General features: G+C 57.4%; 12 protein-coding genes. 3 read left to right on the top strand and 9 right to left on the bottom strand.

What is annotated here, in order from left to right:
• Position 1: 1 nt before the first annotated feature.
• The 7 genes from FHS21_RS15575 to mgtA form a co-directional block, all read right to left on the bottom strand.
• On the bottom strand, positions 2–790 hold the full coding sequence (locus FHS21_RS15575) for a DUF2189 domain-containing protein (RefSeq protein ID WP_183662659.1): 789 nt from the start codon (positions 788–790) through the stop codon (positions 2–4).
• 41 nt (positions 791–831) lie between these two features.
• Complete coding sequence (locus FHS21_RS15580) at positions 832–1020, bottom strand: hypothetical protein (protein WP_183662662.1); 189 nt, start codon at positions 1018–1020, stop codon at positions 832–834.
• Positions 1017–1922 (bottom strand): cytochrome-c oxidase, cbb3-type subunit III, encoded by a 906-nt coding sequence (gene ccoP, locus FHS21_RS15585; protein ID WP_183662663.1) that lies wholly within the window; start codon positions 1920–1922, stop codon positions 1017–1019. Before ccoP ends, FHS21_RS15580 begins: the two co-directional genes overlap by 4 nt.
• Complete coding sequence (locus FHS21_RS15590; RefSeq protein ID WP_112531981.1) at positions 1913–2086, bottom strand: cbb3-type cytochrome c oxidase subunit 3; 174 nt, start codon at positions 2084–2086, stop codon at positions 1913–1915. The genes ccoP and FHS21_RS15590 overlap by 10 nt, the downstream gene beginning before the upstream one ends.
• 1 nt (position 2087) lies before the next feature.
• On the bottom strand, positions 2088–2819 hold the full coding sequence (gene ccoO / locus FHS21_RS15595; RefSeq protein ID WP_183662664.1) for a cytochrome-c oxidase, cbb3-type subunit II: 732 nt from the start codon (positions 2817–2819) through the stop codon (positions 2088–2090).
• A gap of 3 nt (positions 2820–2822) precedes the next feature.
• Positions 2823–4481: a cytochrome-c oxidase, cbb3-type subunit I gene (gene ccoN / locus FHS21_RS15600; protein ID WP_183662665.1), complete on the bottom strand. Its 1659-nt coding sequence runs from the start codon at positions 4479–4481 to the stop codon at positions 2823–2825.
• Positions 4482–4651: 170 nt separating this feature from the next.
• Positions 4652–7306, bottom strand: coding sequence for a magnesium-translocating P-type ATPase (gene mgtA / locus FHS21_RS15605; RefSeq protein ID WP_183662666.1), 2655 nt, complete (start codon positions 7304–7306; stop codon positions 4652–4654).
• Positions 7307–7493: 187 nt separating this feature from the next.
• Here mgtA and FHS21_RS15610 point away from each other — a divergent pair, with 187 nt between their 5' ends.
• Complete coding sequence (locus FHS21_RS15610; protein ID WP_183662668.1) at positions 7494–10181, top strand: bifunctional acetate--CoA ligase family protein/GNAT family N-acetyltransferase; 2688 nt, start codon at positions 7494–7496, stop codon at positions 10179–10181.
• A gap of 15 nt (positions 10182–10196) precedes the next feature.
• Here FHS21_RS15610 and FHS21_RS15615 read toward each other — a convergent pair whose 3' ends face one another.
• Together FHS21_RS15615 and FHS21_RS15620 are read right to left on the bottom strand one after the other, a co-directional pair.
• Positions 10197–11015: a universal stress protein gene (locus tag FHS21_RS15615; RefSeq protein WP_183662670.1), complete on the bottom strand. Its 819-nt coding sequence runs from the start codon at positions 11013–11015 to the stop codon at positions 10197–10199.
• A gap of 45 nt (positions 11016–11060) precedes the next feature.
• Entirely contained in the window at positions 11061–11450 is a 390-nt protein-coding gene (locus FHS21_RS15620; protein ID WP_312879885.1) for a hypothetical protein, read from the bottom strand.
• 130 nt (positions 11451–11580) lie between these two features.
• On the opposite strand from FHS21_RS15620, the gene FHS21_RS15625 reads away from it, so the two are divergent.
• Positions 11581–12411, top strand: a complete 831-nt coding sequence (locus tag FHS21_RS15625) for a universal stress protein (RefSeq protein WP_183662671.1) — start codon at positions 11581–11583, stop codon at positions 12409–12411.
• 28 nt (positions 12412–12439) lie between these two features.
• Entirely contained in the window at positions 12440–14998 is a 2559-nt protein-coding gene (locus tag FHS21_RS15630) for a cation-translocating P-type ATPase (RefSeq protein WP_246411054.1), read from the top strand.
• The last annotated feature ends 48 nt before the right edge of the window (positions 14999–15046 follow it).

A 15046-nucleotide genomic window follows, 5' to 3' on the forward strand; every position in this document is an offset into this window, starting at 1 on the left:
GCTAATCCGGGTCACGCATCGTTACGTATGCATGCCAGGTCGCATGACCGAGCAATGGGAAAATAATGACGAAGCCGATCATTCCTGAAACCAAGGCGATCACGGTAAGACTCAGCACAATTGCGCCCCACAGCAACATCACTGGCAAATTGTTCCAGACGATCGACATACTCGTTCCCATGGCAGTAAACGCGTCGAATTTCTTGTCCAGCACCATGGGGATGGAGAAAACGCTGATGGCAAAGGCGAACGCGGCGAAAATGCCGCCGATGACTATGCCGATCACCAGCATCGCCACACCGATCGGCGTGCCGAATAGCATGGGGAGGATATGATCCATGCCCGGGAATGGCTTCCAACCAAAGAACAGCGCATACAGAAGCACGGCGGCGCGCATCCACAGCAGCATCAGTCCCAATAGCACCGCCCCGACGAACAGGACGTGCTGACTGGTGCCGCGCTCAGGAATAAGCATTGAGGCCAGCGTGACGGGCGACCCCTTGGACAGGCGTCGGCTTTTGACATAGAGGCCTGTGGCGAGCGCTGGGCCGACCACCAGGAAGCCCGCTAGCGCCGGAAAGAGCGCAAAGTCCAGCCTGTAGAAGAGAATCCCCGCTGCGATGGCGAGCGAAATGATGGCTACGCCCGCGCCATAGACAAGACTGGGAAGCGGGAGCGTCCACAGATCGTGCCAGCCTTGCGCAAACCAGGTGAACGCTTCGCTCGGTGAAAGATGTCTGTTGCGGTCGACTGCCTTTGGAAGAGGCGGAACAGTTTCTGGAATTCTCATCGGAAGCCTTTCCCTGTGTCGCTTGGCGGAGCGGACTTTACTCAACATGCTGAATCCGCTGCGCGGTACGTGCCGTCCTGCTGGCTTTTGACCTTCAAGTGGTCGATGCAGTCGGGACGCGACTGAAATGCAACGTAAACCAGATGAATGTTCGCCAGGATGACCACACTCAATCCCAAAGCAACGACGAGAAATATCCAGCGCTTTGGCCGTGCGATGATGATGTTCATGACGCGCCTCCCGCCGTCGTCTCGGCCCCGTTTTTCCTTAAATCGAGAAGATAAAGCGTGATGATCTTGATCTGCGCAGGCGTGAGACGTGCACCCCAGCTCGGCATGTGGCCCTGGCGACCGGAAAAGATGGTTTGGTAGATGTCGCCGCGGCTTCCTCCGTAAATCCAATATTGGTCGGTAAGGTTGGGAGCACCGCTCTCGACCAGGCCTTTGGCGTCTTTGCCGTGACAGGCGACGCAATTGGTGACGAAGAGGTCTTTTCCCTTTGTAATATCTTCCTTGTTTTTGTCGGTGACCATGGCGGGGTCGGAAAGCGACGTGACAAAGCCAGCCAGCAGCGAAACCTGTTCCTGCGTCAACATCCCATCGCGGCCAAAGGCAAGCATTTGCGAAACCCGTGTGTTGGGATCGGCACCATTGATTCCGGCCGTCACAGTCTGCAACACCGTTTGGGGATCGTCGCCCCACAGCATGGGCGACTCTGCGATGTTGGGGAAACCCTTGTTGCCCCTTGCGTTCGCCCCATGGCAGGCCGCACAGTTGTCGCCGAACAGCGTGCGCCCGTCCTCGCGGACAGTGCGCATTAGGTCGCCGTCGGACTGGATCTGTGCAAGATCTGCCTTCTCGATCCGGGTCATCCAGTTCGCGCGTTCTGCAGTGGCTTCTTCGATGGATTTGGCGACCTCCTGCTTCTGGTCAACGCCGAGCAGCCCTTTGAAATACCCGGTCCCATACGGCCAGCTCGGCATCAGAAGGGTCCAGCCCAGCGCGAAGACGCCCATGGTAATGAGAAAAAAGTACACAGGTCTCGGAACTGGCGTGTTTAGTTCCTTGATGCCATTCCATTCATGCCCGGTCGTTTGATGGCCAGTGAATGGGTCACGTTCGCCTATAGACATGGCCTATCCTCTTCGTCGGATACCACCGCTTTCGCAGCATTTTCAAAGGGTTTCTTATTCGACGGCCAGTAGGTGTAGACCAGCACCCCGATGGACATGGCGATGAGGTAGAACAGTCCGAATGATTTGGAAAAGCCCGTCAGCATTTCATGATCGATTGTCATTTCACTCCACCTCGTTTTGCGGCGTGGTATGGGCGGCGTCTGTCAGGTGTCCGAGCACCTGAAGGTAGGCAACCAGCGCATCCATTTCGGTGACGGAGCCCTGGTTGCCGTCAAACAGGCTTACATCCGTCTTGTCGCCGTATCGCTCGGTGACACCCGCGGCCAAATCTGTGTCCGGATTGGCTTGGCCGATGGCATCGTTCGGTGCGTTGGCGATCATCTCGTCGCTGTAGGGCACACCCACCGCCCGCAATGCAGCGAGGTGTTCGCCAAGGTCACCCGTCTCCAACTGGTTGCGCAGCAGCCAGCGATAGGCCGGCATGTTGGATTCCGGAACCACATCACGCGGGTTGTTGAGGTGTGCAGTCATCCAGTCGTTGGAATATTTCCCCCCCACGCGGGCGAGATCTGGTCCCGTCCGCTTCGAGCCCCACAGCATGGGATGATCATATTTCGACTCTACCGCCAGTGAATACGGACCGTATCTCTCCACCTCGTCGCGCAATGTGCGGATCATCTGGGAATGGCAGGCATAACAACCTTCCCGGATGTAGATGTTGCGGCCGGCGACCTCGAGCGGCGTGTAGACGCGCATGTCAGGCGCTTTTTCGACGGTCTCGTCGATCGTGAACAGCGGGGCGATTTCGATGAAGCCGCCGATGCTGGCGACGACAATGATGGCAAGGACAAAGCCGATCGCATTGCGCTCAAGCCGATAGTGAAAATTGAACATGGCTTATTCTCCGGCCTGGGCGATTGGTGCCGAGGGCTCTAGGCCCAAAGGAATGTCCGAGGCAGATTCCGATGCGACAGCTACAGGCGACCGGATCGTCATGACGATGTTGTAGAGAGCGATCACCGCGCCAGCCAGGAACAGCAGACCACCCAATGCGCGCGCGATGTAGTAGGGGTGCATGGCGACAAGCGAGTCGACAAAGGAATAGCTCAAGGTGCCGCTGTCGTTGTAGGTCCGCCACATGAGACCTTGGATCACGCCGGAGTTCCACATCGCGAAGACATAGACGACCGTTCCGGACAGGGCGAGCCAGAAGTGCCATTCGACCAGCTTCGCCGAATAAAGTGCGGGGCGCTTCCATAACCAGGGGGTAAGAGCATAGAGCGAGCCGTAGGTGATCATAGCCACCCAACCTAAAGCGCCGGCATGGACGTGGCCGATGGTCCAGTCGGTATAATGGGATAGGGAATTGACGGCGCGGATCGCCATGAAGGAGCCTTCGAACGTGGCAAGGCCGTAGAAGATCGCAGCCAGCATCATGAAACGAAGGACGGCATCGTCGCGCACCTTGTGCCAAGCTCCGTTGAGCGTCAGCAGCGCGTTTCCGGCCGATGCCCAGGATGGAACGAGCAGGACCACGGAGAACGCCATGCCAAGGCTCTGAACCCAATGGGGGAGGGCCGTGTAATGGAGGTGGTGCGAACCCGCCCACATATACATGAAGGTGATGCCCCAGAAGCTGATGATCGAAGTTCTGTAGGAATAGATCGGACGGCCCGCACGCTTGGGGAGGTAGTAATACATCATCCCGAGGAAACCCGCCGTCAGGAAGAAGGCCACGGCGTTGTGGCCGTACCACCACTGCGTCATGGCATCCTGCACGCCGGAGAACAGCGAATAGCTTTTGGCGTGTCCGAAGGATAGGGGAACGGCGAGGTTGTTGATGATGTGCAGGAGGGCGACGACCAGGATGAAGGCCATGTAGTACCAATTGGCAACGTATATATGCGGTTCCTTGCGGCGCAGAAGAGTGCGAATGTAGATCGAGAAATAGACGACCCACACCACGACCAGCCAGATGTCCGCATACCATTCCGGCTCGGCATATTCCTTCGATTGGGTTATGCCCATGAGATAGCCGCTCGCCGCCAGCACGCAAAACAGGTTATAGCCGAACAGCACAAACCATGGACTGAACTGATCCGGCAGGCGTGCGCGGGTTGTTCTTTGCAAAACGTGAAAGGATGTCGCGATCAGGGCGTTGCCGCCGAAACCGAAAATCACGCCACTGGTGTGTACCGGGCGCAGACGACCGAAGCTTGCCCACGCGGCGTCAATTGTCAGTTCGGGCCAGGCAAGCAGGGCCGCGACCCATACGCCGACGAGCATGCCGATCACCCCCCAGATTAACGTCAGGATGATACCGACCTTGCTGGGGTCGTCGTAATACTCGGAGAGCCGCGTTGCCGAAGGCGCGGGCGCGTCGTAGGCGCGCAGCAGCGCCACGGCACCTGCTATTGCGCTGACTGCTATGATCCAGCCGTGCGTCCCGATGAGATCATCGCGCCCCGCAGCGGCCATCGCCACGCCAACACAAAGAAGGATGAGGAACGTAAACGCTGCAAGAACACGCTCATTGCCAGTCAATTGTGAAATCACTTCGATTGCCCCGCGATCATGAAGGTCGTCGCATTGGTTTGGCTGTGATCAGTCCAATCCGCGTGCGTCCCATTTTTGAATCCTTTTGGGAGCAACCTAACGTGCCGCCACATCTCTTCTTTGATCCATGTCAAAGATGCCCGGACTTATTGTTGTCGGCCACCGGGGCCTTACGCGCAGCAAACGGTGCGATAGCCTGTTTCGGGCCTTGTGCTCAACTGATGTGTGCTCTTGCCGCGTCTCGCGTGGAGGAAACGTGTGTGCCAGAGAAGAACCAAATGCTTGGTGGCCTCGGATGCGATGAGATACATGATGGTAATGGCAACGAGCCCGGCCATTATCGGCAGTGGCAATGGCACAAAACCGAACCAAGCCGCGTACGGCAATATAGGTGTCGCGACAGCCACCAGGAAAGTTCCGGCCGTCAGCCAGACGAGGAGGGCACTCGGCCGACTTTGCCAAAAGGCCTTTCTGGTGCGAACGACGAGAACGATCGCCAGCTCGGTGATAAGGGACTCGATGAACCAGGCAGTCTGGAAAGTCTGCGCCGTCGCGTGGGCAACAAAAATCAAGAAGCCGAATGTCATGAAATCAAAGAAGCTGCTGACGAGGCCAAAGGTCAGCATGAAGCGCCGGATAAAGGCAATGTCCCAATGTCTTGGCATCCTGGTCTGATCTTCATCGACATTGTCGGTCGAGATCGCCAGCGACGGCAAGTCCGATAGGAAATTGTTTAGGAGTATTTGTTTGGCGAGCAGAGGGAGGAATGGCAAAAACAAGGAGGCCAGCGCCATGCTCACCATGTTGCCAAAATTGGCGCTGGTGGTGATCGAAATATATTTCATCGTGTTGGCGAAGGTCTTCCTTCCATCATCGACGCCACGCCCGAGCACGCCGAGATCGCGTTCGAGCAGAATGATGTCGGCCGCCTCGCGCGCAACATCAACTGCGCTGTTGACGGAAATGCCGACGTCGGCAGCGTGCAGAGCGGGTGCATCGTTGATACCGTCGCCAAGATATCCGACCACGTGGCCCCGGCTTTGCAGCGCCTCGACAATCCGCTCCTTCTGATTGGGGTCGATTTCGACAAAGAGGTCTGTTTTCGAGGCAACTGCAAACAAAGCATTCTTGGTCATGCGCGCCAGTTGCTGACCTGTAATGACGCGCTTCTTGGCAAGACCGATCGACTCGGCGAGATGCGCAGCCACGTAACGGTTATCGCCCGTGATGACCTTGATGCCGATGCCACGACTGGCCAGCGAGGCAAGCGTTTCGGCCATACCTTGCTTCGGCGGATCGAGGAAAAGCAGAAAGCCAGCAAAACAAAGATCTGTCTCGTCTTGCCGTGTGCACGCTCGATCCGGACTGAGCCGGCGGATTGCAAGGCCGAGCACACGATAGCCTTGACCGCTCCACGTCTTGAATCTTGTCTCAATGTCTGCACGGATGCGGGCGTCGATCGATTGGGAGCTGTTGCTAACCAGAATAGATGTGCATACTTCCAAGACATTTTGGACCGCGCCCTTGCAGACGACCAGATTTCCGCTGGTTTCGGACTCCCTGACAATGACGGAAAGACGCTTTCGTATGAAATCGTAAGGGATTTCGTCGACCTTGACATAATGCGCGAGACAATCTGTTGCGTCTTCGGCGCTGGCGATAGACTCATCAAGAGGGTTTTTTAGCCCCGTCTGCAAAGTTGCATTCAGCCGGGCCCAGACTGCGACCTGCTGTGATGCTTTTCCCTCCGCATCGAGACACCCGTCCAGATGTATGACGCCTTCCGTGAGAGTGCCTGTCTTGTCAGTGCAAAGCAGATCCATGCTGCCGAGGTTCTCGATCGCATCGAGCCTCCGGACCACCACGCCGGCCTTGGCCATTGCACGTGCGCCTCGCGCCAATGTGACACTTATGATTGCGGGCAGAAGTTCGGGCGTGAGACCCACGGCTAACGCCAGCGAGAAGAGGAGGGAATCGATCAGCGGGCGATGCAGAAGAAGGTTCGCGACAAGCACCAGAATGACGATCGCCAGCATGATCTCGGTCATGAGATAACCGAAGCGACGGATGCCTCTTGCAAATTCGGTTTCCGGAATTCGTCGCTCAATGACAGCCGCGATGCTGGCGAACTCGGTTCGTCTTCCCGTCCTGACAACGAGAACAGTCGCGGTCCCGCTGCGAACCGATGTACCTGTAAAGACGCTGTTACTGCGGGCCGCAAGGCCTGCGGCTACGTCTGATATGCCCGGTGATTTCACTGCCGGAAAGGTCTCGCCCGTAAGCGCCGACTCGCTCACGTTGAAGTCGCGGGCTTCCAGAATGATGCCGTCTGCCGGAATAAGATTTCCGGCCGAAAGATGGAGGACGTCCCCCGGTACGATTTCGCTCGCTGAGACGCTGATTTCTTCCCCATCGCGCATGACCGTGGCCTTGTGCGCAACTACCTCTCTTAAGGCTTGTACTGCTTTCGAGGCACCGTATTCCTGTGTAAAGCTCAGCAGGCAACTTGCCAGGACGATGGCGGTGATGATGATTGACTCATGCCCTTCACCAACGGCGGCCGACGCGCCAGCGGCAAAGACAAGGATAAGCACGAGAGGGCTGCGAAACTGACGCGCCAGCGTGGCAATTGCGGATGTTCCAGAGGCTTCGCTGAAAGAATTGCGCCCGACCGCGGCCAGTCTTTTCTTTGCTTCTATTGAAGAAAGGCCCTCTGCTGTCGTGGTGAGTTCACTCATCAACTCACCTGCAGGGCGAGACCAATATGCATCGTCGAGGGCGGTATCTCCAAAAATTTTAAAATCCGGTGCCGATCGGAATAGCATTCGCCGCACAGCTTTCACGTTCAAAGAGGGAATTCGTTCCCTTAGTCGGAGCTCTTACCGATAGTCTTTCCGCCGACGGCGGCATTGATCCGTATCAAGTTTGCAAGGACCACCGTCCTTTGATGCCGATCAAAGATGAAGATGAGTTAATGTGCATGATCCAGCGCAAGTCATAAGGAAGTTACGCATGAGCGTTCGAAATCTGGAACACGCCTTTCACCCGAAATCCGTTGCGCTCATCGGTGCGTCGGACAAAGTAGGATCAGTTGGCAGCATCGTCATGCGCAACATTGTGAGCGGTGGCTTCGAAGGCGAAATCTGGACAGTCAATCCAAAGCACCAAATGGTCGATGGTCGGACTTGCTATCACAAAGTGGAAGACATTCCGGGCGTCCCGGATTTGGCCATAATTGTCACGCCCCCACGGTCGGTCCCTGGTCTCATCCGCGATTTGGGGGAAAAGGGTACCCGCGCGGCCGTCGTCATTACCGCCGGCCTCAATGGCGTGAACGGACTGCGGCAGGAAATGCTCGATGCTGCGAAGCCCTTTCTTTTACGCATCATCGGGCCCAATACAGTAGGTCTGCTGCTCCCGCCAATCAAACTAAATGCCAGTTTCGCCCACATGAGTGCGCAGCCCGGTAAGATTGCGCTGCTGTCGCAATCGGGCGCGATCGCAACGTCGCTTGTCGATTGGGCTGCCGACAATCAGATCGGCTTTTCCCAAATCGTGTCGCTTGGAGACATGGCGGATGTTGACGTCGCCGATTGCCTCGACTTGCTGGCGGGCGATGCCGGGACCAAGGCGATCGTCATGTATCTGGAATCGATTCCGCATCCGCGCAAATTCATGTCCGCCGCCCGGGCCGCTGCCCGCCTCAAACCCGTCATTGCCATCAAGCCGGGACGGCACAGCCAGGCCGCGAAGGCCGCCGCAACACATACGGGTGCATTGTCGGGCGCCGACCGGGTGGTCGACGCCGCGTTGCGGCGAGCCGGGGTGTTGCGCGTTGGCGGTCTAGCAGAACTGTTCGACGCCACGGAAACCCTGTCAAGATTTGCGGTGCTGGAGCGGGTGCGGGTGGGTATCGTCACCAATGGTGGCGGCGCGGGCGTTCTCGCGGTCGACCAGTTAATGGACAACAAGGGCGAGCTGGCAGAGCTTTCGGCGATCACACTGGAGCGCCTTGATCAGTGTCTGCCGCAAAATTGGTCACATGCCAATCCGGTGGACATCGTCGGAGACGCGCCGCCCGAACGGTTCAAGGCTGCGGTAGAGGCTGTTGCTGCCGATTCCGGGACCGATGCCATTTTGGTGCTCAATTGTCCGACCGGACTGGCGTCGCCCATTGCCGCCGCCACCGCTGTTGCTTCGTTGGCAAGTTCCGGAATGATTGCCGGCAAACCCGTTTTTGCCTGCTGGCTCGGTGAGCGTGTGGCCCGTGAAGGTCGCCGTGTGCTCGTCGACGCCGGGATCGCAAGCTACGAAACGCCGGCGGCAGCTGCCAATGCGATATCCTATCTTTCCGACTGGTCACATGCACAACAGGCGTTGATGCGGGTTCCCGACAGTCGGCATGATGATAAGCGCTTTGATCGGGAGGCGGTCTACCGTCTCTTTCACCGGGCAGCGGCTGAAGGCCGCCGCATGCTGAGCGAACCGGAAGCCAAGGCGGCAATTGCAGCGTACGGAATTGCAGTTCCCCGGACTCTTGCGGCGCGGACGGTTGATGAGGTGGAGCATGCTGCCGGCGAATTGCTGTCAGCAGGCGGCAAAGTTGTCGTGAAACTGCTCTCCAAGTCGCTCACCCACAAATCAGATGTCGGCGGCGTGGTGCTGGACATTGCAACGCCGACAGCGGCGCGTGAGGCGGCGGTCGCAGTCGGCGCGCGCGTCAAGGCCCTCAGGCCCGATGCAGACGGCGACGGTTTTGCAGTACAACCGATGGTCATGCGCAAAAACGCGCAGGAATTGATCCTCGGTATGAGCCACGATCCTGTTTTCGGCCCGGTGATCTTATTCGGAGCCGGCGGCACAGGGGTGGAACTTGTTGATGATACAGCCGTCAGCCTACCGCCGCTCGATGACGTCCTCGCAGGCGATCTGATCGACAAAACACGCATCGGCCGTCTGCTGGCAGGATTTCGCGACCGCCCGGCCGCGGACAGGGCGAGCATAGTCGATGCGATCGGTGCCGTCTCACAGATGATCGTCGATTTTCCATGCCTCATTTCCATGGATATCAATCCGCTTCTCGCCGACGCTGACGGGGTCGTTGCACTTGATGCCCGGATTGAAATTGATCCGGGTGGATTGAAGCGATCCGGTCCCAATCCCGGTCTCGCCATCCGGCCTTATCCGTCGAATTGGGCGCGAGACGTGACGCTCGAGGGAACAACGTACCACTTGAGGCCAATTCGACCGGATGATGTGGCTTTGTATCCGCCTTTCCTGTCGAAGGTATCGGCGCACGACCTTCGCTTGCGCTTTCTTGCTCCGCGCCGGACGTTTTCCGATGATAGTCTTTGTCGTCTCACGCAGCTTGATTATGACCGCGACATGGCTTTCGTGGCCTTGAACAAACCTAGTGGGGAACTGGCAGGGATAGCTCGACTCAACTCCGATCCGGATCACGAAATCGCAGAATACGCAGTCCTTGTCAGAACCGACTTGCAGGGGCAGGGCCTTGGTTGGGAATTGCTCCGTCAATTGATCAATTTTGCAAGAGCGGACGGAGTGAAACAGATTGAAGGGCTCATACTCAGTGAGAACAAGAAGATGCTGACATTGTGCCGAGAATTCGGATTTTCAATTGCACACTATCCGTCAGATCCAGGTCTCATGCTGGCAACGCTCAATCTGAAGCCAGGATGACGACACCGTCGACGTTCAGCTCGACAAGAATCGACTGAAACTGTCTTCTGCGAGGAGGGAACGGGTGACGCCGCCAAAAACCAATTCCCGTACCCTGCTGTGGCCGTACGCGCCTGAGACGACAAGTTCCGCACCCATTTGCTTGGCGAAACGAAGAAGGCTTTCACCTTCGTGTCTGTCCTTGATGATCTCGCTTTGTGCGGTCACCCCATGACGGCGAAGGAATGCGCAAACGTCGTCGATGCTCTCTTGAGTGAGGATGTCCGCGCCCCGGTCGACCGTCACGACCATCACCTCGCTGGCTTGGCACAACAACGGAAGGGCATCGACAACAGCGCGGCGCGCTTCGCGGGTATCCTTCCAAGCGATCACGGCGGTGTTGGTGAAGATGCGCCTCGCGCCCTTTGCGGCCACGAGGACGGGCCGACCAGCCTGCAATATGAGATTGCCCAAATTGATGCAGCGCTCGGGGTTACCAAGGGTGAAATCGTCTTCGCACCCCGTGACGACCAGGTCAGCCAGCCTCGACATTTCAATAATAAGCCGGGTTGGATTGGCAACACCATCGCGCCATTCGCGCGAGACGTTGGTCCCCGCATGGCTCTCGAACTCGTGACGCATTTTCTTAATGCGCTGTTCAATTTCCTCCCGTTGAAGACGCATTGCCTCACCACCTATCATTGCTTCGGGCTCCGTTATCGGAAGGACAATATCGGCTGCCGAAAAGCCAACCAGGTGCGAGTTGAAGCGTGTTGCCAAGTCGATGGAAAAATCCATGAGCGGCGCAACCGGGCCGTCGATGTTGAGATTGACGAGTATGGTTCTGTAGGACATCGCTGTCACCTTTCAAAAATACGGGTTCTTGCAGCGCCGGATGACCTATGGCTTTTCCACCAAGGTGATCCGGTAGGGACGCATGGCGCTGCCATTGCCGATCGAGATGTATTCCCCTTGGACAAAGCGTTCGTCACTCAGATGAAAGGCAAGTTCGTCGTCGGAGACGCCTTGTGCGTAGTCGAAATACCATTGGCCGCCTGGTTTCCTTCGCAGCCTGCCAATCAAGTCCTCGCCCTTGGGGCGAAAGCGGCGGACGCGGCACAGGCTCTGGTTTTCTTTCCATTCCACAGCGTCAAGCTGTCCGTGCTCGTCAAGAGGCACCAGCAAATCATAGCCTTCGTGGGAATCGCCCTCGGGATGACCTTTCCCGCGTGCGAGCACCAGCCGCACATGACGGAATTTGGAAGTCAGTTCTGTCAATTTGACCATCATAAATCTCCTTGTTGGTGTGGAATCTATCGAACAAATTTTCGGCGCGCTTTGATCCAGCGCAAGGAGCCCTGCAATGCTCCGGCCTACGCTCAAGACTTGGACCTATGGTTCTCAAACAAGGATAGCTGCCATGTCGTGCAGGAGCGTGTTTAGTGTCATCGGGATAGATCAGTGTGACCGCGATATTTTGAATGCCATCCACCTTTGCAAGGAGCAGGACGCACATCTGAGCGTCCTCATTGTGTCGCTTGCACCTACTCCGATCGGTGGTTATGGGGTTGTGGTTTCCGGAGCATGGTTGCTGGAGCGCGAGGCAGATATTGCTGCGATGAAGAAGCGCGAAAAGCAAATCATATCGCTTGTCCAGACTGCTGGTCTCAAGGCTGACGTTGACAGTTACTATTGCGAAAGGGAATGGGCGGAGGAAATCATCGGGCAGCGTGCGCGATTTTCGGACGTCACCATTATCGGTCCAGATCTTCTGCACCAGCCTGCGCTGAAAACGCCTGCATTAACCGGAGCTCTGTTCCATTCCGGAAGGCCGATCTTGGTAGTGCCGACAGGCGCGCGTGCCACCTTGCGTCCGCACAACGTCATGCTTGCCTGGGACGGGCGGATCGAGGCTGTGCGCGCGGCGCGTGAAGCCGTCAATGTCATGGCAACCGCCGTGGATGTCCACGTCGCGATAGTCGATAGCGATTCAAACGACGTGTCAGATGGCAGTCCACGAGCAAACATTGCCGCCTACCTGGCCAGACATGGCATAAAGGTGAAGGTTGATCGGTTGCACACATGCGGCATGTCAGTCGCGGACCTTTTGAAACAGCATGCGAGCGAAATCTCCGCCGACATGATCGTCATGGGGGCATACGGACACTCGCGCCTGCGCGAGCGGCTCTTTGGGGGCGTAACCAGGACGATGATCGAAACATCGCCAATCCCCGTTTTCATGATGCGCTGACAGTTCCCACCGAGGTGACGAGATGAACATGCCGCAACCGATTGCCCGCTCAGCGATAGCTTCGAGCCCAATGCATGCGGGGCTGACCAGTGCCGAGGCGAAGCGTCAACTTGAAAAATATGGCCCCAACATTATCCCGGAAGACGCCAGCAGGTCGGTATTGGCTATCGCGAGAGAAATTTTGACCGAACCGATGTTGTTGCTCCTCGTTGTGGCGGCAACGCTTTATCTCTTGATTGGCGATCTTGCGGAAGGTCTCCTGCTGGCTGGCTTTGCTGTCCTCACCATCGGGCTCATCTTTTATCAGCAGCAGCGAAGCGAAAACGCGCTTGCCGCGCTACGGATGCTGGGCGCACCCACGGCGCGGGTCATCCGCGACGGCAAGGCATGCACCATTGGAGCGAACGAAGTCGTGGCCGGAGACCTGATGCTGCTCGATGAAGGGGAACGTGTTCCAGCCGACGGCATGTTGATAAGCAACTCAGGGTTGGTTGTCGATGAATCACTCTTGACGGGAGAGAGTGTTCCCGTTCGCAAGCGTGCAGGCGATGGCGGCCAGTTGGCTGCTGTGCCTGGAGGCGACGACCAGCCGTTCGTCTATTCCGGAACCCTTGTGGTAAAGGGCCATGGAGCGGCGACTGTGTTGGATACCGGACCACGAACCCGTGCGGGACGGATCGGCGTCTCGTTGGCTTCGATCGTCGTGGAAAGGACCCGGCTCCAGATCTCGGTGAACCGTATCGTTCGGCTTTTCGCAGGACTGGCCGCGATCGTGTGCTGCGCTTTGGTCGTCTTCTACGGTGTCTATCGCGAGGACTGGCTGCAGGGCGTCCTCTCAGGCATCGCGCTTGCCATGGGCATGCTGCCGGAAGAATTCCCGGTCGTTCTGACAATCTTTCTGGCCATCGGCGCATGGCGGCTGGCACGTATCAAGGTATTGGCCCGCCGGCCCGCCGTCATCGAAACCCTTGGAGCCGCGACCGTTCTTTGCGTGGACAAGACCGGGACGCTCACCGAAAACCGCATGCGTATCCGGCACCTCGACACCTTGACTGACCAACTCGAAGTTGAGCCAGACTTACGTGACGTGCCGCACGCCTTCCGACCGCTCGTAAATGCCGCTTGGCTTGCGACTCGGCACGCATCGATCGATCCCATGGACAGGGCGGTTGCAGGACTGGCATCGCGGGCCGGAGAATATCAAACGATGGATTGGCCCATGGTTCGCGAGTACGGCCTCAAGCCGGAACTGTTGGCAATGTCTATCGCTTGGAAGGATCCCGCCGGGCATTTTGCGGTCGCCTGCAAGGGCGCACCGGAGGCCATCATCGATCTATGTCATCTCACAGATGAAAAAGCAGCGAGGATCATGGAACATGTCGAGGCCATGGCCGAAAAGGGCTTGCGTGTCCTCTGCGTCGGCATCGGGACGACCACGCGGGATGATTTGCCTGATTCACAACACGACTTCGATTTTACCTTTGCCGGGCTGGTTGGCTTTGAGGATCCTTTGCGGCCAACTGTGCCTGTGGCGGTGAGAGAAGCATTCCGCGCGGGAATCTCGGTCAAAATGATCACAGGTGATTATCCTGCAACGGCATTGGCGATCGCCTTTGCTGCCGGCATTGACACTAAAGATGGCGCTGTCACTGGCGACGAACTCGAACGTGCGGACGATGCAGAGATGAAGCGGCTGGTTTCCTGCGCAAATGTCTTTGCCCGCATCATGCCCGAGCAAAAGCTGCGAATTGTCGAAGCTCTCAAACGCCAGGGTGAGATCGTTGCCATGACTGGCGATGGCGTTAACGATGCGCCAGCACTCAAGGCGGCACATATCGGCATTGCAATGGGAAAGCGTGGCACAGACGTCGCCCGCGAAGCGGCGGGGATAGTGCTGCTCGACGAAGATTTTGGAAGCATCGTCAGTGCAGTCAAGATGGGAAGACGCATCTTCGACAATCTGCGAAAGGTGATGATTTACATTTCCGCGATCCATGTCCCGATCGCCGGGTTGGCGCTTGTACCGCTGATTGCAGGCATGCCGCCGCTTTTCTTTCCGGCGCATGTGGTGGTGATCGAGATGATCATCGACCCGATGTGCTCGATTGTCTTTGAACGCACGCCGGCTGAGCGAGATATTATGATGCGGCCGCCGCGGTCAGTCGAAGATCCGCTTGCAGGCATTCCTCAGATTATCTTTGGCCTTCTCCAGGGCAGCGTGCTCCTCATCGTTTGCCTTGCGCTTTACCATGGACTGTTGTTGCAGGAAGCAACGGTCGAAACGGCCCGAACTGCGGCTTTCATTGCCGTAACGGTCGGGAACTTGTCGCTGGCCTTGGTAAACAGCAGCCGCGAGGCGGTCATTGTGCACATGTTTGAACGCGGTCGAATGACATTCTGGATCGCCGCGGCGATCGCAGTGTCGGTTGTTTCAATTTGCATTGTCCAACCCAATCTGGCCGGACTATTCGGATTCACCAGGCCCGAAATCGGACAGGCCGCGCTCGCAGCAGGTGCCGGACTGGTTGCGGTGTTGCCGTTCGACGTGGTGAAGTTTCTACCTGGTGTCCGACAAATTATCGGCTAGGCGGAACATTGGCTGTTGCAGCCGATGATGGGAAACTTTCTTGTTCGA

Origin of the sequence: Phyllobacterium trifolii, from assembly GCF_014192095.1 — a bacterium.
GTDB classification, from domain to species: domain Bacteria; phylum Pseudomonadota; class Alphaproteobacteria; order Rhizobiales; family Rhizobiaceae; genus Phyllobacterium; species Phyllobacterium trifolii.